Below are 21,634 nucleotides of genomic sequence, written 5' to 3' on the forward strand. Positions count from 1 at the left end.
GCGGACTGCGGGCGCTGCGCATGCGTCATCCGCCGGCATCGCGCGCTTGTCGCGAACGGGACAGGTGCATCTTGGGGCGTAGTCACGAGTTGGGCAGGTTTGTGACCGTGTCGGTGTAAATCCAACGGGGTGGTGTGTGGCGAGGGGGCACCCGGCGGGGCAGGCGACGGTAACCTCTCCTGGAGTGACCGGAATCGACCGGGTGGATGAGGAGACGTAGTGAGTCAGCAGCGGCGGGGATTGGGCAAGGGGCTCGGGGCGCTCATCCCGACCGGTCCCATCGTTGACGGTACGGGGGCGGCGCCGACCCCGTCGAACGGGTCAACGGGGGAGACGGGGCCCAAGCCGATCGCCGGGGCGTACTTCAAGGAAGTCGCCTTGTCCGCGATCGTCCCCAACCCGCGGCAGCCACGCGAGATCTTCGACGAGGAGCGCCTTGACGAGCTGGCGGCGTCCATCCGGGAGGTCGGGCTTCTGCAGCCGATCGTGGTCCGGTCGGTCGGAGGCGGTCAGTACGAGCTCATCATGGGGGAGCGGCGCTGGCGGGCGTGCCAGCAGGTGGGCCTCGATCCGGTGCCGGCGATCGTCCGCAACACGCAGGACACCGACCTCCTGCGCGACGCCCTCATCGAGAACCTCCAGCGCGAGCAGCTGAACGCGTTGGAAGAGGCGGCGGCGTACCAGCAACTCCTCGACGACTTCCAGGCGACGCATGATCAGCTCGCGAAGAAGGTCGGCCGCTCTCGCTCCCACATCACCAACACCCTGCGCCTGCTGAACCTCCCTCCTGAAGTCCAGCTCAAGGTCGCGGCCGGATCCATCACCGCCGGTCACGCCCGAGCCCTTCTCGGGCTCGAGAACGCCGAAGAGCAGATGCAGCTTGCCAAGCGCATCGTGGCGGAGCTCCTCTCGGTCCGGGCGGTGGAGGAGATCGTGGCCATGGGCAGCGCGAAGGCGGCCAAGAAGCCAGCGCGGGAGCGTCAGGTGGCCAAGCCGACCGCGCCTGGGCTCACCCACCTCGCCGACCGTCTGTCCGATCACTTCGAGACCAAGGTGAAGGTGGATCTGGGGCGCAGGAAGGGGCGCATCGTGGTGGAGTTCGCCACGATCGATGACCTTGAGCGCATCATCGGCACCATGGCGCCAGAGGCGGTGCGCGCGATGCGAGAGACTGAGGAGTGACTCGGTCGGTCGTCTCGGGGTTTCACGTGAAACATGTCTCTGAGGTCGCTGTGAATCTCTGCTCTTGTTTCACGTGAAACGTGCGAAGTGAAGGTCTCATGGGACGCTGGTGCGCTCATCGCTGGCACCGCTATCCCTCTGACGCTTCTCGGTGATGCGACTGGTGGCCCGGCGCTCTGGGTGTGAGCGGGTGTGGGAGCCGATTGGGCGCGTCGACTTCCAGCGTGAGGGGGTCGACGTTTCACGTGAAACGCGGGGGCGCGGTTACCCGTGCCGGGCGCTGCACGGCGATGAGTAAGGGTGGGCGGGTAGCCGCTCGCGGTCGGCGGCGAGCGGTGCCGGACGGGCCGCTGGGCGTGTTTCACGTGAAACCTGGATGCCGGTGCGGTGAAGGTGCCCGCTACATGGCGGCGGCCTTGCGGATGTCGTCGAGGAAGTCGTCCACGTGTTCCGGCGTGGTGTCGAAGGCGGTCATCCAGCGGACGGTTCTCGCGGCTTCGTCCCAGTAGTGGAACAGGTAGCGCCGGCGGAGGATCTCGGCGACGGGGAGCGGGAGGGTGGCGAAGACGGCGTTGGACTGCACCGGGTGCGTCAGCGAGACACCCGGGATGTCCGCCAGACCGTCCGCCAGGCGCGCGGCCATCGCGTTGGCGTGTCCGGCGTTGCGGCGCCACAGATCGTCCGTCAGGAGGGCCGTGAGTTGTGCCGAGATGAAGCGCATCTTCGAGGCGAGCTGAAGAGACTGGCGGCGGAGGAACGGCACGGCGTGCGCCAGCGACGAATCGAGAACGACGACGGCTTCGGCGGCCAGCGCGCCGTTCTTCGTGCCGCCGAAGCTGAACACGTCAACCCCGGCGTCCGTCGTGATGGCCTTCAGGTCGCAGTCGAGGTACGCGGCTGCGTTGGCGAGCCTGGCACCGTCCACGTGAAGGCGTAGACCCGACTCGTGTGCCGTCTCGGCGAGGGCGGCGATCTCGGCAGGGGAGTAGGTGGTACCGAGCTCGGTGGTCTGGGAGATGGAGACGACGGAGGGCTGGGATTCGTGGGGGTTGCCGAGGCCGCCCAGGCGCGACTTGATGTCGGCGGGGCGCAGCTTGCCGTCCTGGGTCGGGACCGTCACGAGCTTCACGCCGAGCAGGCGCTCCGACGCTCCCGCTTCGTGGGTGGCGATGTGGGCGCTGTCGGCACAGATGATGGCGCTGTAGCGGCCCAGCATGAGAGCGAGGCCGACCATGTTGGCGCCCGCTCCGTTGAGCATCGCGAAGCCGTCGGCGCCAGGGCCGAATACCTCCTTGATCTTTTCCTCGAACGCCGAGGTCCAGTTGTCGTCGCCGTACGCGGGCGCGTCACCGTCGTTCGCGGCGGCCATGGCTTCGAGGATGGCCGGGTGTACACCGGCGTGGTTGTCGCTGGCGAAGCTCTTGGGGTACATCGAATCGATCAGCACACCGTAAGGCTACTGACACGGCGCAGGCGGTCCGTCGCGATGACCGTGGCCGCTGCTGGTGCCGTCGTCGCGTCGAAGTCGGCGTCGGCGTCGGCGGTGGTGGCGCGTTGGTGCAGCGGGTGTGTGGGGGAGTGCGGCGGGCGGGGGCGCCTCGCGTGTGGGGGACGCCGCAGTCGATACGCCGCGTGTGAGGAAGTGTGGCTGTCGAGGTGCTTCGCGTGTGGGGAAGGGTGGCCCGCCGGGGTGCTTCGCGTGTGGGGGAGTGCTGTGGTCGAGTGTGCCGCGCGGGAGGTGCTGCCGTTGGGTGCGCCGCGTGCGGAGTGCTGCGGTCGGAGTACGCCCCGAGGGGGCACGTTGCTGCGGTCGGGTGCGCCCCAAGGGGAAGGCTGCGGGACGGCAGGCTGCGGGGCGGGGGGCGTCGGCGGACGACCGCAGCGCGGCGAAGGCTGCACGTGCAGGACTCGTGCCGCAAGAAGCCGTGTCCGAGTGACTGTGTCCGAGTAGCCCGTGTCCGAGTAGCCCGTGCCCGAGTAACGGTGCCCGAGTAACGGTGCCCGAGTACCCCGTGCCCGAGTACCCCGTGCCCGAGTACCCCGTGCCCGGGTAACGGTGTCCGGGTGAGCCGTGTCCGGGGAGTGATGTCCGGGGAGTGGTGCGTCTGAGGGAGTGGTGCTGCGACGAGGTGCGTGTGCGAGTCGGCCCGCAGCCGCACGTACGTGCGGACGCAGCACACCTTCCTTCAGCCTGGCGCGCCGGTCCGGCCGTGCGAGACGTCGCATGGCCGGCGCAGGAAGCCCCGCGGAACGGGCGCTCAGGAGGCGGCGGAGCGGGAGGCGGCGTTCTGGAGGAGGGTGCGGCAGAGCTCGCCGAGATCCTGCCCCGCCGCCTCCGCCGCCATCGGCAGCAGCGAGGTCTCCGTCATCCCCGGCGCCACGTTGACCTCCAGGAAGTGCGGCACCCCGTCGGCATCCACGATCAAGTCGGTCCGGGAGATGTCGCGCAGCCCCAACGCGGTATGAGCGGTCACCGCGGTCTCGGCGCAGGCGGCGGCCGCGGCGGCCGAGAGGCGGGCGGGGGCGAAGAACTCGGTGTGGCCGGCGGTGTAGCGGGCCGCGTAGTCGTACACGCCTTCGTCGGGGACGATCTCCACCGCGGGCAGGGCGACGGGCCCGGCGCCGAGGTCGACGACGGAGACCGCCACCTCGACGCCCTCCACGTACCGCTCGATCAGCGCCGTGTCACCGTAGGCGAAGCAGCCGACCATCGCGGCGGGCAGCTCCTCGGCGGTGGGGACGAACGAGGCGCCGAGGGCGGAGCCGCCGCGGGCGGGCTTGACGAACAGGGGCAGGCCGAGGCGCTCCACGATGCGGCCGAGCACGACCGTGGCGCCGAGGTCGTGGAAGGTCTCCTTGGGCAGCGTGACCGAGGCGGGGGTGCGCAGGCCCACGGAGCGGACGACGGCCTTGGCGGTGGGCTTGTCGAAGGCCACGCGGCAGGCGTCGGGGTCGGCGCCGACGTACGGGACGTTGAGGAGCTCAAGGACGGACCGGATGGCGCCGTCCTCGCCGGCGCCGCCGTGGAGGGTCACGAAGACCGCGTCCGGCGGGTCGGCCAGGACGGAGGGCACGAGGGAGGCGTCGGTGTCGCGGGTCTCCACGTCGACGCCCGTCGCGCGCAACACCTCGCTGACTACGCGACCCGAGCGCAGAGACACCTCCCGCTCGTAGGAGAGGCCTCCGGCCAGCACGAGCACGTGGCCCAGATCGCTCATCTCATCCCTCCGCTGAAGCCGCTGATGGTGCTGACGCCGCTGATGGCAGGCTGTCCAACCGTACCGGCGGCTGGGGCTAATGGTGTACGGGAGGTGCTTTCTCCGGCGATCCCCTCCCATCTCGGCCGTAAACAGCGACAGGCCGGCGTCGCATAGAGCGCGACGCCGGCCTGCCGGTGGGATCAGGCCAGGTCGGGCCCCGGTGTGTCGACGCCCTGGTGGTCGCGGGCGGAGGCGGTGCCGAACGTGTCCCTGAGCTGGATCTCCTGCTCGATCACTCCGGCCAGCCTGCGCACCCCTTCGCGGATGCGGTCGGGCTCGGGATAGCAGTACGACAATCGCATGTGCCGCGCCCCGCTGCCGTCGGAGAAGAACCCGGTGCCCGGCACGAACGCGACCCGCTCGGCCACGGCCCGCGGCAGGATCGCCTTGGAGTCGAGCCCTTCGGGCAGGGTGGCCCAGACGAAGAAGCCGCCCCCAGGTCGCGTCCACGTGACCTCGGGCGGCATCAGCGATTCGAGCGCGTCCAGCAACGCGTCACGGCGCTCGCGGTAGAGCTCCCTGAAGGATTTGATCTGCTCGCGCCACGGCTGCGTCGCGAGGTACTGGCCCACCGCGAGCTGCGTGAAGGACGAGTGCGACAGCACGGCCGACTCCATGGCCAGCACGAGCTTGTCGCGGATGGCGTGCGGCGCCAGCGCCCAGCCGACGCGGAAGCCGGGGGCGAGCGTCTTGGAGAACGATCCCAGGTAGACCACGCCGTCGGGGTTGTCGGCCCGCAGGGCGCGCATGGGCTCCCCGTCGAAGCCGAGCAGCCCGTACGGGTTGTCCTCGATGATGAGGATCCCGGCCCGCTGGCAGATGTCGAGCACCTGCTGGCGGCGGGCGATGTTCAGCGTGACGCCGCCCGGGTTGTGGAAGGTCGGGATCGTGTAGAGGAACTTGATGGGCGCGCCCGCCGTCTCCAGGGCGTAGATGGTCTGCGCCAGCGACTCGGGCACGATGCCCTGATCGTCCATGGCGATGTGGACCACTTTGGCCTGATAGGCGGCGAACGTCCCCAGCGCCCCCACGTACGAGGGGCCTTCGGCCAGCACGACGTCGCCCGGGTCGATGAAGATCCGGGTGATCAGGTCGAGGGCCTGCTGCGAACCGACGGTGACGACCACGTCGTTCGCCCCGGCGTGAATCCCCTCCAGCCGCATGACCTCGCAGATCTGCTCGCGCAGATGCGGGTCGCCCTGGCCGGAGCCGTACTGCAGCGCGACGGGGCCGCGCCGCGTGACGAGGTCGGAGACGAGCTCGCCGACCATGTCGAGGGGAAGGGCCGTGACGTACGGCATGCCGCCCGCGAGCGAGACCACCTCGGGCCTCGACGCGACGGCGAAGAGAGCTCGGATCTCGGAGGCGACCATCCCGGTAGCTCGCGCGGCGTACCGATCGACGTAGGCGTCGATGCGCGACCCTTGGGTCGCGGGTGTCTGACCGTGATCCAGCTCTTCCGTCACGGCCCACCTCCTAGGTCTCATATGGGACTGAAATACCAGATTACGCCAGACGGACATGTCGCCCGTCGCCGGGCTCGACCGTCGTGGTGTCCGGTGGTGGCATCTTCACTGGGCTACGATGCCACCTGTAGACGCGGTTTTCGCGCGCTTTTCCGGGTCAACGATAGGGGCCGTAGTTGTCGCGCCGGCTGGTCAACATAACCCTGGACAATCTTGACGATCTCCCGCGCCGCTGCCGAAGGTGCGTGTTCTGGGAGCTCGACCCCATGAGCGGGGAACGGGCGGTGGATTCGGGCGATCCGGCACTGGAGAAGGAGGCCTGGATCTCCGGCACCCTGCTGGAGTGGGGGAGTTGCGGGAAGATCGCCTATGTCGACGGCGTGCCCGCGGGGTTCGTGCTCTACAGCCCGCCGCTCTACACCCCGCGTTCGGTCGCCTTCCCCACCTCGCCGGTGAGCGCCGACGCGGTGTTGTTGATGACGGCGCACATCATTCCGGAGTTCTCGGGTGGTGGGCTGGGCCGGATGCTGATTCAGGGAGTGGCCAAGGACCTGACGCGGCGCGGGGTGAAAGCCATTGAAGCTTTCGGGGACCTCAAGTGGGAAGAGCCTAGTTGCGTCGTTCCAGCGGAATACTTGCTTTCTGTGGGGTTTAAGACTGTTCGTCCGCATTTGAGATTTCCGCGGTTGCGGCTGGAACTCAAGAGCGCCGTCTCGTGGCGTGAGGACGTCGAGGTGGCCCTCGAACGCCTCCTCGGCTCCATGAGCCCGGAACGGGCACTACGTCCCGTCTGACGCCTTCTCAGCGCCGCCTGCCCGGACAGGAGAACGCCCCCGCGGTCACCAGGACCGCGGGGGCGTTGTCATGGGCGTCCTAGATGATGCCCTCGAGCTCGCGCAGCAGCATGGCCTTCGGCTTGGCGCCGATGATCTGCTTCACGACCTCTCCACCCTTGTAGACGTTCATCGTCGGAATCTGGAGCACACCGTACTGGCGCGGCACCTCAGGGTTCTCGTCGATGTTCAGCTTGACGATCTCCAGCTTGTCGCCGTGCTCGTTGGCGATCTCCTGGAGGATGGGCGCGACCTGGCGGCACGGGCCGCACCACTCCGCCCAGAAGTCGACCAGCACGGGCTTGTCGCTCTTGAGGACCTCGGACTCGAAAGTGGCGTCGGTGACAGCCTTCACGGTGCGCTCCTTACTTCTCGTTGTTGGCGAGCCAGCGCTCGGAGTCGAGCGAGGCCGCACAGCCGGTGCCCGCCGCGGTGATGGCCTGGCGGTAGGTGTGGTCGACGACGTCGCCGGCGGCGAACACGCCCTCGATGTTGGTCGCCGTGGAGGGCGAGGCCACCTTGATGTAGCCGTTCTCGTCGAGGTCGATCTGGCCCTTGACCAGGTCGGTGCGGGGGTCGTGGCCGATCGCCAGGAACAGCGCGTCGGTCGCCAGCTCGCACTCCTCGCCGGTCTTGACGTTGCGCAGCTTCACCGCCTCGACCTTGGTGTCGCCGAGCACGTCGACGACCTCGGAGTCCCACACGAAGCGGATCTTGTCGTTGGACATCGCCCGCTCCTGCATGATCTTGCTGGCGCGCAGCTCGTCGCGGCGGTGCACCACCGTCACCATGCGCCCGAACCGGGTCAGGAACGTGGCCTCCTCCATCGCGGTGTCGCCACCGCCGACGACCACGATGTCCTTGTTGCGGAAGAAGAACCCGTCACAGGTCGCACACCACGACACGCCGTGGCCGGACAGCCGCTTCTCGCTCTCCAGTCCGAGCTCGCGGTAGCCGGAGCCCATCGCCAGGATGACCGACTTGGCGTAGTAGGTGTCGGTGTGGGTCTTGACGACCTTCGGGTTGGCGTTCAGATCCACCTCGACGACGTCGTCCGCCACCAGCTCGGCGCCGAACCGCTCGGCCTGCTTGCGGAGGTTGTCCATGAGGTCGGGGCCCATGATGCCGTCGGGGAACCCCGGGAAGTTCTCCACGTCGGTGGTGTTCATGAGCGCGCCGCCCGCGGTCACGGAGCCTTCGAAGACGAGCGGCTTGAGTTCGGCGCGCGCGGAGTAGACGGCCGCCGTGTAACCGGCAGGGCCGGAACCAATGATGATCACGTTACGGACGTCGCTCAACGCTCCCACGCCTTCCTCGTCTGCTGTGTGCACCGGCGTCAACAGATCCTAGGGCGCCCTGATTCCCAGCCCTACCCGGCAACGCTGGGAGAAACGAAAGAGCCCGCCGAAGCGGGCTCCCACGTGGGGTTGTTTGCGTACGACCGTTACCAGCGGCCCAGGGCGGGCTTACGCAGGTTCTTGCAGTTGAACGGGTCGACGACGTCGATGCGGACCTTCTTGGCGGCCCGCTGCTTCCAGGAGGCCACGATGAGCGCCTCCTGCCCGTTGTACTGGCCCTGGTCCACCGCGAACACGTCGAGCTTGGACCGCTTGGAGACCGCGCTGACGCACTTGGCGACCGAGTCGGCCCCGTTGGAGGTGTCGAGGACCATGGGAGCGGGGGCCAAGAAGCTCTGCAGCGGGGTCCGCAGCTCCGGATCGCTGTAGTTGTGGTCGCTGTTGGTCACGTTGTAATCCCTGGCCCGCTGTGCCGTCCTGGTCGGCTCTGCCGACTGCGCCGGTGGCAGGGCGATCGGTGGCGGCGCGACGCTCGCGCCATTGTCACCGCCGCTCGCCAGCAGGCCGGTGGAAACCACGGCCGTACCGACCACGACAGCCGCCGCCGCGGCCGCGACCGCGGGCATCGCCCAGCGCCGCCGCCGCATGGTGCGGGTCCTCGCCGGGACGATCGTGCCGTCGTCGGAGACCACGCCGAGGCGTACCGGCTCCTCGACCTCAGGGACGTCGTCGGCGGAGGCCACGGCGCCCAGGCGTACGGGCTCCGGAACCTCGGCCTGCCGCTCCCACGGGGCGTCCCGCATGAGCTCGTCCCAGTCCGGTGTTTCCGCGAGGCCGACACCGCCACCGCGCCGAGACTCAGCCTCGGCGGCCAGGGCCTTGTCGATGCGCAGTGCGACACCCATCGGCATTGCCGGTGTGGGGGTCGCGGCCAGCACCTCGCGAACCGCCGCCAGGTCCGCCAGAAGCTCCCCACAGGGGTCGCAGACCGCGAGATGCTCGCGGACCTGGCGTGCCGTGCCGACGTCCAGGAGACCCTCGGCCAGCTCGGCGAGGATTTCCAGATCGTAGTGCGTATCACCCGTCACGAAGTTCTGCTCCCTTCGCGGATGAGACGCGATTGAGGTCCGAACGGTTCCGCAGATGCGAAAGAATCGGGGCAAGTTTCGCGCGTCCCCGCGCGCACCGGCTCTTCACGGTGCCGCTCGGCACCTGAAGCACCTGAGCTGCGTCTTCGACCGAATAGCCCATCATGTCCACCAGCACCAGCGCCGCCCGCTGGTCGGCGGGCAGCAGTTTCAGAGCAGCCGAAACCTCCATCGAGACCTCGCGCTCGACGGTCTGGTCGGGCAGCGGAGTCTCGCGCTCGGCTGCCTCGATGAGCTCGTCGTCGGCGACCGGTCTGACGGACTTGCGGCGCATCCGGTCGAGGCAGGCGTTGACCACGATCCGATGCAGCCAGGTCGTGACGGCCGCCTCGCCGCGAAACGTGGCGGCCTTGCGATATGCGGAGACGAAGGCGTCCTGCACGGCGTCGGCGGCCTCGTCGGGGTCACCGAGCGTGCGCAGTGCGACCGCCCACATGCGGTCGCGGTGCCGCTTGACGATTTCGCTGAAGGCGTGTGGATCCCCGTTGATATGCGCGGTCAGCAGCTCGGCGTCTGTGACCGCCGGCCGCTCCGCTGCTGAAGGTGTCTCGGGTGGGGAGTTCACAAGAGAGATTCCTGATTATGCCGATCCGGGAGAGTGCACCACTACCTCATAGATGGTGCCATGAAAAGTGCCTGCATCCGTCGGAACACGCGTAAACCAGATCAAAACGTACTGACCGCTTGTCGCCTCTTCGGGGGCGAGCGTGGTCTTACCTGCGGCGTTCTTCTCCGTCGCCACGGTCTTCAGCGAGCCGAGCTCGGGGGAGTCGCCCACCTTGAGCTCGACGGTCGCGCCCGACGCATCGGACAGCGTAGCCACCACGTCGCTGATCTGCATGGACTTGCCCATGTCGAGCAGCAGGCCCACGCCGTCCTTGAGCCGGCCCAGGTCGGCGCTGGTGTAGGTCTCGGTCTTCCACAGCGTGCCGGGCTTGCCGTCGATGGCCAGCTTCGCGATGTCGGTCTTCTCGTCACCGTCGCCGAGCGGGTCGAAGCCCTTGGCGTTCTTGGGCTTGACGGCGTCGACGGCGACAGTGGCCGACTTGGTCGAGGTGGGGGCGGCGCTGGCCGTCTGCGGAGTGGTCGGGCTGCCCAGGCTGCGGCCGATCGTCCAGGCGCCGACGCCGACGGCGGCGATGACGAGCAGCACCACCAGCGTCATCAGCACGCGGTTGAGCGTGCTGCCCCCGCCGTTGCCCGACGGGCGCTGCGGCATCGTGACAGGCGGCAGCGGCGGCATGGGGGCGGCCTTCTGCCGGTGGGCGATGTCCAGGCCCTCGGTGTGGGAGGCCGAGGCGACCGCGGGGGTCGAGGGGTAGGAGATCGGGATCGGCATCGGCCTGGCCACGTCGGCCAGCGACTCGGCGACCTCCGCCGGGCTGGCCAGCGCGCCCTGGCCCCTGCGCGACTCCGGCAGGCAGGCCCGTACGGTGACCGTGTCGAGGTAGCTGGGCACGCCCGCGGTCACCTGGCGGGGCGTGCAGAAGTGGCCGTCGGTCATGGGGGCGGCGGGCAGGCCGCCCTCCTCCTCGTCGCCCGGCCAGTGCCCGGTCAGGCCCGCGTACAGCAGCCTGCCGAGCCCCTCGGCGTCGTCGAGCGCCGGCTGGTCGGTGGTGAGCCCCCACATCGCCGCGTCCACGGCCACGCCGAGCACCTTGACCGTGTTGCCGTTGGTCCACATCAGGTGGGAGGGGCGCAGGCACAGGTGGTAGAGCTGCGCCTGGTGGGCGTGCGCGAGCGCCTCGGCGGCCTCGGCGACCAGCCCGGCCGCCCGCTCCGGCTCCAGCGGCCCGTTGGCCAGCAGGTCGGTCAGCGTCTCGCCGGTGACCCACTCGCTGACGACGTAGGCGCTCTTGTCGTCCTCGGCGGCGTCGAACACCTGGGTCAGGCGCGGGTCCGTCAGCCGGCTCGCGGCGCGGGCGGCCGTGACGACCTCGTGGACCCGGGGAAAATCGGGTGCGAAGGTGTGCACCGCCACGGGGCGGGCAAGGATCTCGTCGATCGCCTTCCACAGCGTGGCGCCGTCGGACTCGCTGACGCGGTCCTCCAGCCGGAAACGCTCGGCGAGACGGGTGCCGGGTTCGACGGCCGACGTGCTGCTCACTGGCTCACTCCGCTTGGCCGATCGGGCGTGCTCATGGTTCGACTCACCTGCGTGGCCGTGTCCCACGAAGGCACGCTATGCCGGGTGGATCCGCCCACGCCCCTCCTGCTTCCATTCGCGCGTGTCGGGCTCCATGGTAGTGCCGAGAAGATTCCGCCCGCGTTCTTTACCGACCTACCCGCCTCGCGACCATCCCAACGATCGAGTTGACCTCCGGGATGCGCATTCTGTGGGCCACGCCGAGATAGAGCACCATACCGAGTCCGCCGCCGATAGCGAGCACTATGACCGAATTGAGAAAATCGAGCCCGCCGAACACTCCGGTGACGACCCACACGGCCGCCAGCGCCAGCACGGCCGTGGGCAGGCCGGCGAGGTACATCCTGGTCAGCGACATGCCGACGGCCCAGCCGCCGAGACCGCCCACCCGGCGGCCGGCCAGCCACCAGGCCAGGACCGCGCCCAGCCCGTACGCGATCGCGTACGCCAGCGCCAGCCCCATCACCGCGTACGCGGGCGGCAGCACCAGGTACAGCAGCACCATGAACAGCGCGTTGACCGCCGTCGTGCCGGCCCCGATGAACACCGGCGTCCGGGTGTCGCCGAAGCTGTAGAAGACCCGCAGCAGGAGCTGGAAGATCGCGAACGGCACCAGCGCGAGCCCGTACACCTGCAGCACGTTGCCGATGTAGACGGCATCGGGGATGGTGTTGGCGCCGTGGCCGTAGATGGGCACGGTGATCGCCGGCCCGAGCACCATGAGCAGCAGCGACACCGGCACCATCAGCGAGCAGACCAGCCGCACGCTCGACCCGAACTCGGCGCGTACGTCCTCGAACCGGCCCTCGGAGACGGCCCGGCTCATGCGCGGCAGCATCGCGGTGATCACGGAGACGCCGATGACGCCGTACGGGAGCTGGAAAAGCTGGAACGCCAGCGTGTACGGGCTGATGCCGTGCCCGGCCACCACGTTGCCGGCGGAGCTGGCCAGGTTCACCGTCAGCATGAAGCCGAGCTGGGTGACGACGACGTAGCCGATCGTCCAGACGCCCGCCTTGCCCATCTCGCCCAGCCGCGCGTTGCGCAGGTCGAAGCGGGGCACGAAGGCGAACCCGGCCCGCCGCAGCGCCACGATCAGCACCGCCGCCTGGGCGACGATGCCGGCCGTGGTGCCCACACCGAGCAGCGCCAGGTCGAAGGTGGTGACGCCCTCGATGTCGCGGCCCGTGCCGACCACGGCGTAGAGCACGAACACGGCGATGACGACCACGTTGTTGAGCACGGGCGCCCACATGGGGGCGCCGTAGCGGTCGCGGGTGTTGAGGATGGCGCCGGCCACCGCGCCCACGCCGAAGAAGGCGAGCTGCGGCAGGACGAAGCGGGCCAGCATGACCGCGACCTCGAACTTCCTGCTGCCCGGGTCCCAGTCGGTGTAGAGGTCGATCAGCAGCGGCGCCGCCAGCACGGAGAGCACCGCCACCGCGACCAGCGCCACCGTGGCGATCGTCAGCAGCCGCTGCTCGTAGGCCCGGCCGCCGTCCTCGTCCTGCTGCTGGGCGCGCACGATCATCGGCACCACGACGCTGCTCAGCACGCCGAGGAGCAGCAGGTCGAGGATGCTGTACGGGATCGCGTACGCCGCGTTGTAGGCGTCGCCCAGCGCCGCGGTGCCGATCGCGTAGGCGAGCACCATCGTCCGCACGAACCCCGTGACCCTGGACACCATGGTGCCCGCCGCCATGATGGCGCTGGCCCGCAGCATGCGGCTCATACGGTCTCACTCTCCCGGTTCTTGGCGGCACGCGCGAGCTTGCGGTGGGACCTGCGGCGCAGCAGCCGCGTCACCACGGCGGCGAGCATCACGGTCAGCGCCGCCCCCACGATCACCAGGGCGATCCCCGTGTAGCCGGTCGTGCGGATCGTCAGCCGCTGCGGCTTGCCGTACGGCTGCCCGTCGACGGTCTTGAGCTGCACGGTCACCGTCGCGTCGCCGCTGGTGTCGGGGGCGGCGTTCATCGGGACCTGCACCGTGCCGCTCTGCCCGCCGCCGATCGTCAGCGGCTCCGTCTGCTCGAACGTCACCGTCAGCAGCTCGGGGTTGTCGGACTTGACCTCGATGTAGAGCTTGATCTGGGCGCTGAGCTCGTTCTTCACGCTGATCGGGACCACGCCGTTGCTGCCCGCGAGCGTACGCGGCGAGTCGGGGCTGGCCCCAGTGATCTTGATCTCGGCGAGCTGGTCGTCCACGGCCTTCCCGACCACGGTCGTCACCGAGCGGCCCATCCGCGTGCTGTTGCGCCAGGCGGAGGAGGTCAGCCGCAGCACCGCCGCGTCGAAGCGGGACTGCGTCTTCTGCGCCGTGATCAGCGAGGTGAGCTGCGCCTTCGCCCAGGTCTCCTTGACCGGGTCGAGGTACTTGCGGGTCAGCTCCTCCTTGCGGTCCTGGTCGGTGTAGGCCAGGCCGGCACGCGGGACGGAGGCCTTGCCGGGCTTGATGGACTCCAGCTTGGCGGGCTGCAGCCACGGCAGCCGGTCCGCGGCCTTGATCAGGGCGGTGACGAGCGTCGGGTTGGGGTTCCAGCGCCGCGAGGGGGCCACGACCAGCGACCTCGGCGCGGCCTGCCGGCCGGGCTGGACCTGCTGGCCGGGCTGGGGCTGCTCGGCGGCGATCATCGCGGTCTCGGCGATGAAGCGCTGCGTGCTGAGCAGCACGGACGTGCTGGTGGCCGGCTCGAACAGGCGGCTCAGCTCGGCGTCGGCGACCAGCGCGGTGACGGGGCCGTTGACCGAGTCGAGCGTCGAGGCGGCGTCGGGCGTGGTCGTGACGGGCTGCTGCGGCGGCAGGTTGGTGGAGTTGAGCAGCACGGTGTCGACCTCGCTGACCGAGAGCAGGTCGAGCGCGTCGGGGTCGAGCAAGCCGTTGGCCGGCCAGTTGATGTTGGTCTTCGCGTTCTGGTTGAGCAGCGACCTGGCCGTCTGCCCGCCCAGCTCGATGGCCCGCGCGGTCTGCGTGTCGAGCCCCTGGTGCGCCAGCGCCGCCACATCGGGATCCGCGTACGGGGTCGCGACCACGGGGGAGGCGGCCAGCGCGCTGCGCATGGTCTTCAGCCACTGGTCGGCCTCGGCGCTGGCCGGCTTCTTCTCCTCGCCGTCCTTCGTCTTGACGCTGTATCCCTTGGCCATCCTGCTGACGTCGTCGAGCAGCGCCGGGTCGAACACCCAGGTGACGGTGGTCGGCGCGGACTGCGCGATCCTGGCCAGGTCGGCCAGGCGGCCCCGGCCGGTCAGCGCCTGGCTCAGCTTGTCGTCCACGAAGGCGCCGTCGTCGGTGGAGCGGTGGGGCTGGTCGATGACGGGCAGCGCGATGGCGATCTTGTTGCGCGGCAGCTTCTGCGGCGTGGCCGGCGCGTAGGTCAGGTAGGTGCGCTGCATCGCCTGGGACACGCCGTTGGGCGCGACGTCCACGGCGACCGGATAGACCCCGAACGACCGGTAGCCGAGCTGCGAGGGCGTCGCGGTGAACTCGAACTCCTGCTGCGCCCCGGCGGCCAGCGTCGGGATGTACATCGAGGAGACCGAGGAGACGAGGGGCGGGATCGCCGCCGGGTCGGCCTCGTACGCGCTCAGGGCGGCGCGGTCGGCGAACGGCTGCGACTGGTAGCGCAGCCGGATGGAGACGTTGTACTGGGGCGACCCCGTGTCGTTGCGCACCGTGCCGGTGAATTTGATCTCATCGGTCACGTTCCTCGGCGCCTCCGGCGTGATCGACGAGATCGACACCGCAAAGCTCTGCCTCTGCGCTGTGACCGCGGGTTTCGCGGCAGCAGAGCCCGGCGTCACCGCCACCGTGGGGGCGAGCAACGCGGCGGACAGCGCGGCGAGCAGCGCGGCCTTACGGATCACGCGGATGCCCGAGCTGGACTACGACGACGCACGCCCGCAATGGTACGGGTTCAGTGCCGTCGCGCGACCGCCGCGCGCGCTCCTCGCCGGTGCGAGCCGTGCAGGTCGACCATCTTGCCTGGCAGGACGGCCAGCAGGTCGAGCGAACGCATCGACAGGGCCGTGTGACGTTCGCCCGTGGGGGTGAAGAGCGGCTCGTTGTCGGCCAGCAACCGGTCGTCGATGAACATCGGCAGCGACTCCGGCAGCAGCAGCGGGCACACCAGCCCGCAGGCGTAGTCGGTGGTGACGTTGACGACGTGCGCGGGCGCGGGGCGCACCTGGCGCGCGCCGAGCAATCCGCCGACGGCTCCGGGCCGGGGCGGCGAGGAGACGGGGGAGGTGACCCCGATGACGACCTCGCGGCCGACCCAGGTCGTGACTTCGAGCACCGTGACCATCAGGCACCGCTCAGGAGCGGCGGAGATCGTCTCAGGCAGCTCTTCCGCGCATGTCATGGGACGCGGAAGGCGTACGATCTCATGATGGACCTGGCGTGCGAGGAGCCAGCGGTGGATCGCGAGGGCGTCCTTCATATAGTCCTCCTTGCCTGAAGTCCATGGCCCCCGACGGTCCCTTGACCGACGGTAACCCGGACCTGGTGTGGCTCGGGGGATATGTTCCGGAAGCAGAAGGCCGACTCAGTTTGTCCGACTCAACCTTGACCGAAAGCCAGCAGCGGGCCATGAACGACCTGTTCCGCAAGATCGCTCCGGTGGCCGACGAGCTCGGCCGCCTGTTCGCCGACAAGGGCCATGAGCTGGCCCTCGTCGGCGGTCCCGTGCGCGACCTCCTGCTCGGCCGCATCGGCAATGATCTCGACCTGACCACCGACGCGCGCCCCGAGCGGGTGCTGGAGATCGCCCGGGACTGGGCCGACTCCGTATGGACGATCGGCATCGACTTCGGCACGGTCGGCCTGCGCAAGGGGAGCTGGCTGATCGAGATCACCACGTACCGGAGCGAGTCGTACGACCCCAAGTCCCGCAAGCCCGAGGTCATGTACGGCGAGACGCTCGACGCCGACCTGGAGCGGCGCGACTTCGCGGTCAACGCGATGGCGGTCCGCCTGCCCGGCCACGAGTTCGTGGACCCGTACGGCGGCCTGGCCGACCTGCGGGCCCGGCTGCTGCGTACGCCGGGCACTCCCGAGCAGTCGTTCGGCGACGACCCGCTGCGCATGCTGCGGGCCGCCAGGTTCGCCTCGCAGCTCGGGTTCGACGTGGACGCGCAGGCCGTGGCGGCGATGACCGCGATGGCCGAGCGCATCGAGATCGTCTCGGCCGAGCGCATCCGCGACGAGCTCGACAAGCTGATCTGCGGCGCGAACCCGCGCGAGGGCCTGCGCCTGCTGGTCGACACCGGCCTGGCCGCCCACGTGCTGCCCGAGCTGCCCAAGCTGCGCCTGGAGATCGACGAGCACCACCGGCACAAGGACGTGTACGAGCACTCGCTCACCGTGCTCGACCAGGCCATCGCGCAGGAGGAGGACGGCAAGCCCGACCGGATTCTCCGCTGGGCGGCGATCATGCACGACGTCGGCAAGCCGAAGACGCGCCGCCACGAGGCGGGCGGGCGGGTCTCCTTCCACCACCACGAGGTGGTCGGCGCGCAGCTCACCAAGAAGCGCATGACCGAGCTGAAGTTCCCCAAGGACGTGGTCTCCGACGTCGCCCGGCTGGTCGAGCTGCACCTGCGCTTCCACGGCTACGGCACGGGGGAGTGGACCGACAGCGCGGTGCGCCGTTACGTGCGCGACGCCGGTCACCTGCTGAGCCGGCTGCACAAGCTGACCAGGGCCGACTGCACCACCCGCAACAAGCGCAAGGCGGCGGCCCTGTCGCGGACCTACGACCACCTGGAGGAGCGCATCGCGCGGCTCGCCGACGAGGAGGAACTGGCCAAGATCCGCCCCGAGCTCGACGGCAACGAGATCCAGCAGGTGCTGGGGGTCGGGCCGGGGCCGGTGGTGGGGCGGGCCTACAAGTTCCTGCTCGAGCTCAGGCTCGACAAGGGCATGATCGGCAAGGAGGCCGCCACCGCGGCGCTGCTGGAGTGGGCCGGCTCAAACGGCCTCGGCGCGTGACCTCGTGGTGATCGTCCGGTAGGCGAGCGCCGCCAGCGGGTAGCCGAGCGAGATGATCACCACGGCCAGGTACGACTTGCCGTTCGCCGGCAGGATGGCCGCCGAGAGGGCCGCGGCGAGCACGTACATGCCGTTGAAGAGCATGTCGTAGATCGAGAACGCGCGGCCCCGGTAGATGTCCTCCACGTCGCGCTGGACGGTGGTGTCGGCGCAGATCTTGACGCTCTGCCCGGCCAGCCCCAGCACGAACCCGGCCACCGGCAGCCCCCACTCCTGGAACGGCAGCACCAGCGCCGCCGTCAGCACCCCGGCCGCGACCAGCGCGATCTGCACCCAGCGCTCGATCCCGAACCGCTCGGTCGCGTACGGGGTGATGACCACGGCCAGGGCGGTGCCGACGCCGGCGGCCACCACCACCAGGCCGACGCCGCGCAGCGCCGCGTCGGCGTCGCCGTCGGTGAAGTAGTTGCGGTAGAGGATGATGCCGAGCGCGGTGCACATGCCGAACAGGAACCGGTGCGTGGCCATCGCGCCCATCGTTGCGGCGGCCACCCGGTGCCGCACGAGGTGCTTGGCCCCGTCGGTGAGCCCGGTGACGACGTTGCGCAGGGCCTGGCGAGCCTGCGGCCGGTTGGGGTCGGGCCACGGCCCGAGCAACTGCCGGTCCATCGTCCGCGCCACCAGCGCGCTCATCGTGAACACCACGCCGGACGTGACCAGCAGCAGCGCCACGCCGAAATCCGTGCCGCCGAAGATCTCCCGCAGCAGGAACCCCAGGCCGGCGCCGACGAACGTGGCCACCGTCCCCGAGGTCGGCACGACCGCGTTGGCGGAGATCAGCCGCTCCGGCGGCACCACGTGCGGCAGCGAGGCGCCGAGCGCGGCCAGGAAGAACCGGTTGACGCCCAGCACGGCCAGCGCCGCCGCGTAGAACCACGGATCCGGCACGTCGGCGGCGACCAGCCCGGCGGCGAGCAGCAGCAGCATGCCGCGGATGAAGGGCGCCACCACGAGGATCTGCCGCCGCGACCATCGGTCGATGAAGACGCCGACGAAGGGCCCGAGCACGCTGTACGGCAACAGCAGCACGGCCAGCCCGGCGGCCACTTCGAACGCGGTGGTCTGGCTCTCGGGGCTGAAGAAGGCGAACCCGGTCACCCCGAACTGGAAGATCCCATCGGAGAACTGGGAGACCAGCCGGGTGCTGAACAACCTTCTGAAGTCCCTGCCCCGCAGGACCACGCGGAGATCGGCGACGAAAGACACGCCGCCAGCCTAGCCCCGTCCCTCCTCCTTTAGGATGCTGGTGCAGCAGGTGCGCACGGGGTTCCGAGCGGTGCACATGATCTCGTACGCTTCATAGCGTGACCACTGAGGAACACGTTGTGCTGGTAGACCCTGCCGGCCATGCGCTCGGCACCGCGCCCAAGACGTCGGTGCACGGCCGCGAAACCCCTCTCCACCTGGCGTTCTCCAGCTACGTCTTCGATCGTGAAGGCCGCGTGCTGCTCACCAAGAGGGCCGACCACAAGATCACCTGGCCGAGCGTCTGGACCAACAGCTGCTGCGGTCACCCGCTTCCCGGCGAGCCCGTGGACCGCGCGGTGCTGCGCCGGCTCTCCTACGAGCTGGGGCTCGCGGCCGGGCGCGCCGACCTCATGCTGCCCGCCTTCTCCTACCGCGCCGAGATGGCCAACGGCATCGTCGAGCACGAGCTCTGCCCCGTCTACCGGGTCACGGTCGACTCAGCCGTCACGCCGAACCCCGACGAGGTGGCGGAGACCCGCTGGATGCCGTGGAAGGAGTTCGCCGAGGGGGCCCAGAACGGGCTGCTGGCGATCTCGCCCTGGTGCCGGGAGCAGGTGCCGCTGCTGGCCGAGCTCGGCTCCGACCCGCTCACCTGGCAGCCGGCCTCGACCGGCGACCTGCCGCCGGCCGCGCGCCCGTGAACGACAGCGCCGCCCCCCGCTCGTGCGGGAAGGCGGCGCCACGAGCTCAGCGCGTCAGCGCTCGACCTCGCCCCTGATGAACTTCTCGACGTACTCCCGGGCCTCGTCGTCCGAGAACTGCTTCGGCGGCGACTTCATGAAGTACGAGGAAGCGGACAGGATCGGCCCGCCGATGCCCCGGTCGAGCGCGATCTTGGCCGCCCGTACGGCGTCGATGATGATCCCGGCCGAGTTCGGCGAGTCCCACACCTCGAGCTTGTACTCGAGGTTCAGCGGCGTGTCGCCGAACGAGCGCCCCTCCAGCCGCACGTAGGCCCACTTGCGGTCGTCCAGCCACGGCACGTGGTCCGACGGCCCGATGTGCACGTCGGCCTTGCCCATCTCGTGCGGGATCTGCGAGGTGACCGACTGCGTCTTGGAGATCTTCTTCGACTGGAGCCGCTTGCGCTCCAGCATGTTCATGAAGTCCATGTTGCCGCCGAAGTTGAGCTGGTACGTGCGCAGCAGCTCGACCCCGCGGTCCTCGAACAGCTTGGCCATCACCCGGTGCGTGATCGTGGCGCCGACCTGCGACTTGATGTCGTCGCCGACGATCGGCACGCCGGCCTCGGTGAACTTCTCCGCCCACTCGGGGTCGGAGGCGATGAAGACCGGCAGCGCGTTCACGAACGCCACCTTGGCGTCGATCGCGCACTGCGCGTAGAAGCGGTCGGCCTCCTCCGACCCCACCGGCAGGTACGACACGAGGACGTCGACCTGGTTGTCACGCAGCACCTGGACCACATCGACGGGCGCCTCGTCGGACTCCTCGATGATCTCGCGGTAGAACTCGCCAAGGCCGTCGAAGGTGTGGCCGCGCTGGACCGTCACCCCCGTGGGCGGGACGTCGCAGATCTTGATCGTGTTGTTCTCGCTGGCGACGATCGCCTCGGACAGGTCGCGGCCGACCTTCTTGGCGTCCACGTCGAACGCGGCGACGAACTCCACGTCGCCGACGTGGTAGTCGCCGAACTTCACGTGCATCAGGCCCGGGACCCGTGTGTCCGGGTCCGCGTCCTTGTAGTAGTGAACGCCCTGGACCAGCGACGACGCGCAGTTGCCGACACCGACAATGGCCACGCGAACCGAACCCATCGCACTCGCTCCCTTACTCATCAGTTGACGTGGTATCTCTTTCGGGCCTCTCCTCTGACGAGGCCCGACGCTCCGTTGCGATCAGCTCGTTCAGCCAGCGCACCTCGCGTTCGACGGACTCGAGCCCGTGACGTTGCAGCTCGAGCGTGTAGCTGTCGAGACGCTCCCTGGTGCGCGCCAGCGCAGTGCGCACCGCGTCGAGGCGCTCCTCGAGCCGGCTACGGCGGCCCTCGAGAATGCGCAACCGCACTTCGGCCTCGGTGTGGCGGAAGAAGGCGAAGTGCACGCCGAAGCTCTCGTCCTCCCATGCGGACGGACCGGCCTGCGTGAGCATGTCCTGCAGGCGTTCCTTGCCCTCAGCGGTCAGCTTGTAGACGATCTTCGACCTGCCGCCGACGATCGCGTTCGGAGCGGGCTGCTCCTCGGCGATGAGGCCCTGAGCCAGAAGTGATCGCAGACAGGGGTACAGCGACCCGTAGGAGAACGCACGGAACATCCCCAGCAGGGCGTTGAGCCGTTTGCGCAGCTCGTAGCCGTGTAGCGGCGTCTCGTGCAGCGACCCGAGCACGGCCAGTTCCAAGACCCTGCCCTGTCCGCTGGCCACTGGAACCGCCCCCTCTCGCGTCGATGTATCGAGCCGATACATCTCCAAGATACGTCGGTCCGCTATATGCCCGCAATCTATGAATCTGCCAAGGCGTTGGGATGAACCCGTAAAACGCCGTAGTCTGGCGCTCATGTGGTCACAGAGAAGGGTGGTGGATTACGGCCTCGCGAAGCGGGCGGTCGTCCGCTCCCTGCGCTCGGGGGATGCCTCGCGCCGCGACGTCTGTGACGCACAGCCCTACCTCCTTCGCGCGGCGCGCCACTTCGGCGAACCGACCGAACGCCCCTGCCCGGTGTGCGAAAAGGAGAACGTCACCAACGTGACCTATGTCTACGGCGACTCCCTCGGGAGGCATGCCGGTCAGGCAAAGGTCACATCAGAACTCGTCGCCATGGCTCATGATTACGATGAGTTCCGGGTGTACGTTGTCGAGGTCTGCCAAGGTTGTTCCTGGAATCACCTGACGGTTTCGTACGTCCTCGGGAACGGACCGCCTGACCTCGCCGGACGAGCGTGAAGACCGAGGGCGGCGAGGAGTTCACGCCCAACCGCCGTTTATGTTTCCGACGACGTTGCGAGGACGTGTGAGTAGCAGCATGAATGAGGGGACGGCCCGCCCGGG

At 69.2% G+C, this 21,634-nt stretch carries 19 protein-coding genes; 5 read left to right on the plus strand and 14 right to left on the minus strand.

All coding sequences use genetic code 11. The annotated features are described in order from the left end of the window. Positions 1 to 219: 219 nt before the first annotated feature. Positions 220 to 1,182 (plus strand): ParB/RepB/Spo0J family partition protein, encoded by a 963-nt coding sequence (locus AB0I79_RS31535; RefSeq protein WP_357880567.1) that lies wholly within the window; start codon positions 220 to 222, stop codon positions 1,180 to 1,182. 400 nt (positions 1,183 to 1,582) lie between these two features. Here the strand turns inward: AB0I79_RS31535 and AB0I79_RS31540 are convergent, their stop codons facing one another. The 3 genes from AB0I79_RS31540 to AB0I79_RS31550 form a co-directional block, all read right to left on the minus strand. Continuing rightward, positions 1,583 to 2,629, minus strand: a complete 1,047-nt coding sequence (locus AB0I79_RS31540) for a low specificity L-threonine aldolase (protein ID WP_357880570.1) — start codon at positions 2,627 to 2,629, stop codon at positions 1,583 to 1,585. Between the two features lie 811 nt (positions 2,630 to 3,440). Beyond that, positions 3,441 to 4,400 (minus strand): D-alanine--D-alanine ligase, encoded by a 960-nt coding sequence (locus AB0I79_RS31545; RefSeq protein WP_357880573.1) that lies wholly within the window; start codon positions 4,398 to 4,400, stop codon positions 3,441 to 3,443. 182 nt (positions 4,401 to 4,582) lie between these two features. Further along, positions 4,583 to 5,815 (minus strand): PLP-dependent aminotransferase family protein, encoded by a 1,233-nt coding sequence (locus AB0I79_RS31550; RefSeq protein WP_357881148.1) that lies wholly within the window; start codon positions 5,813 to 5,815, stop codon positions 4,583 to 4,585. A 269-nt stretch (positions 5,816 to 6,084) separates the two neighbouring features. On the opposite strand from AB0I79_RS31550, the gene AB0I79_RS31555 reads away from it, so the two are divergent. Continuing rightward, the gene (locus AB0I79_RS31555; protein WP_357880576.1) at positions 6,085 to 6,702 is read left to right on the plus strand and encodes a GNAT family N-acetyltransferase; all 618 of its coding nucleotides are present in this window, start codon (positions 6,085 to 6,087) and stop codon (positions 6,700 to 6,702) included. 79 nt (positions 6,703 to 6,781) lie between these two features. On the opposite strand, the gene trxA is transcribed toward AB0I79_RS31555, so the two are convergent. From trxA to AB0I79_RS31595, 8 genes are all read right to left on the minus strand, one after another. Next, the gene (trxA, locus tag AB0I79_RS31560; protein WP_225270509.1) at positions 6,782 to 7,096 is read right to left on the minus strand and encodes a thioredoxin; all 315 of its coding nucleotides are present in this window, start codon (positions 7,094 to 7,096) and stop codon (positions 6,782 to 6,784) included. 10 nt (positions 7,097 to 7,106) lie between these two features. Next, positions 7,107 to 8,039: a thioredoxin-disulfide reductase gene (gene trxB, locus AB0I79_RS31565; RefSeq protein ID WP_357880579.1), complete on the minus strand. Its 933-nt coding sequence runs from the start codon at positions 8,037 to 8,039 to the stop codon at positions 7,107 to 7,109. Between the two features lie 146 nt (positions 8,040 to 8,185). Continuing rightward, positions 8,186 to 9,127, minus strand: coding sequence for a zf-HC2 domain-containing protein (locus AB0I79_RS31570; RefSeq protein WP_357880582.1), 942 nt, complete (start codon positions 9,125 to 9,127; stop codon positions 8,186 to 8,188). After that, a complete protein-coding gene (gene sigM / locus AB0I79_RS31575; RefSeq protein ID WP_127937855.1) occupies positions 9,117 to 9,752 on the minus strand; it encodes an RNA polymerase sigma factor SigM in 636 nt (211 codons plus the stop codon). Before sigM ends, AB0I79_RS31570 begins: the two co-directional genes overlap by 11 nt. A 15-nt stretch (positions 9,753 to 9,767) precedes the next feature. Further along, entirely contained in the window at positions 9,768 to 11,294 is a 1,527-nt protein-coding gene (locus AB0I79_RS31580; protein WP_357880584.1) for a protein kinase family protein, read from the minus strand. Between the two features lie 166 nt (positions 11,295 to 11,460). After that, positions 11,461 to 13,065: a murein biosynthesis integral membrane protein MurJ gene (gene murJ / locus AB0I79_RS31585; protein WP_357880587.1), complete on the minus strand. Its 1,605-nt coding sequence runs from the start codon at positions 13,063 to 13,065 to the stop codon at positions 11,461 to 11,463. Next, positions 13,062 to 15,197 carry a DUF6049 family protein gene (locus tag AB0I79_RS31590; RefSeq protein ID WP_357880590.1) on the minus strand — a complete coding sequence of 712 codons (2,136 nt, stop codon included), beginning with the start codon at positions 15,195 to 15,197 and terminating at the stop codon, positions 13,062 to 13,064. Before AB0I79_RS31590 ends, murJ begins: the two co-directional genes overlap by 4 nt. Positions 15,198 to 15,247: 50 nt before the next feature. Beyond that, the gene (locus AB0I79_RS31595; protein ID WP_357880593.1) at positions 15,248 to 15,772 is read right to left on the minus strand and encodes a YbaK/EbsC family protein; all 525 of its coding nucleotides are present in this window, start codon (positions 15,770 to 15,772) and stop codon (positions 15,248 to 15,250) included. A 149-nt stretch (positions 15,773 to 15,921) separates the two neighbouring features. Here AB0I79_RS31595 and AB0I79_RS31600 point away from each other — a divergent pair, with 149 nt between their 5' ends. Next, complete coding sequence (locus AB0I79_RS31600) at positions 15,922 to 17,322, plus strand: CCA tRNA nucleotidyltransferase (RefSeq protein ID WP_357880596.1); 1,401 nt, start codon at positions 15,922 to 15,924, stop codon at positions 17,320 to 17,322. Here the strand turns inward: AB0I79_RS31600 and AB0I79_RS31605 are convergent. Beyond that, the gene (locus AB0I79_RS31605; RefSeq protein ID WP_357880599.1) at positions 17,302 to 18,588 is read right to left on the minus strand and encodes an MFS transporter; all 1,287 of its coding nucleotides are present in this window, start codon (positions 18,586 to 18,588) and stop codon (positions 17,302 to 17,304) included. The genes AB0I79_RS31600 and AB0I79_RS31605 overlap by 21 nt on opposite strands. Positions 18,589 to 18,686: 98 nt before the next feature. Here AB0I79_RS31605 and idi point away from each other — a divergent pair, with 98 nt between their 5' ends. After that, positions 18,687 to 19,271, plus strand: a complete 585-nt coding sequence (gene idi / locus AB0I79_RS31610; protein WP_357880602.1) for an isopentenyl-diphosphate Delta-isomerase — start codon at positions 18,687 to 18,689, stop codon at positions 19,269 to 19,271. Between the two features lie 54 nt (positions 19,272 to 19,325). On the opposite strand, the gene AB0I79_RS31615 is transcribed toward idi, so the two are convergent. After that, positions 19,326 to 20,405 (minus strand): inositol-3-phosphate synthase, encoded by a 1,080-nt coding sequence (locus AB0I79_RS31615; RefSeq protein WP_168010913.1) that lies wholly within the window; start codon positions 20,403 to 20,405, stop codon positions 19,326 to 19,328. A 13-nt stretch (positions 20,406 to 20,418) separates the two neighbouring features. Continuing rightward, positions 20,419 to 21,009, minus strand: coding sequence for a PadR family transcriptional regulator (locus AB0I79_RS31620; protein WP_185111346.1), 591 nt, complete (start codon positions 21,007 to 21,009; stop codon positions 20,419 to 20,421). A gap of 133 nt (positions 21,010 to 21,142) precedes the next feature. On the opposite strand from AB0I79_RS31620, the gene AB0I79_RS31625 reads away from it, so the two are divergent. Beyond that, positions 21,143 to 21,529, plus strand: a complete 387-nt coding sequence (locus AB0I79_RS31625; protein ID WP_357880605.1) for a DUF5318 family protein — start codon at positions 21,143 to 21,145, stop codon at positions 21,527 to 21,529. Positions 21,530 to 21,634: the final 105 nt, after the last annotated feature.

Source organism: Nonomuraea sp. NPDC050202, from assembly GCF_040656115.1.
Taxonomy (GTDB): Bacteria; Actinomycetota; Actinomycetes; order Streptosporangiales; family Streptosporangiaceae; genus Nonomuraea.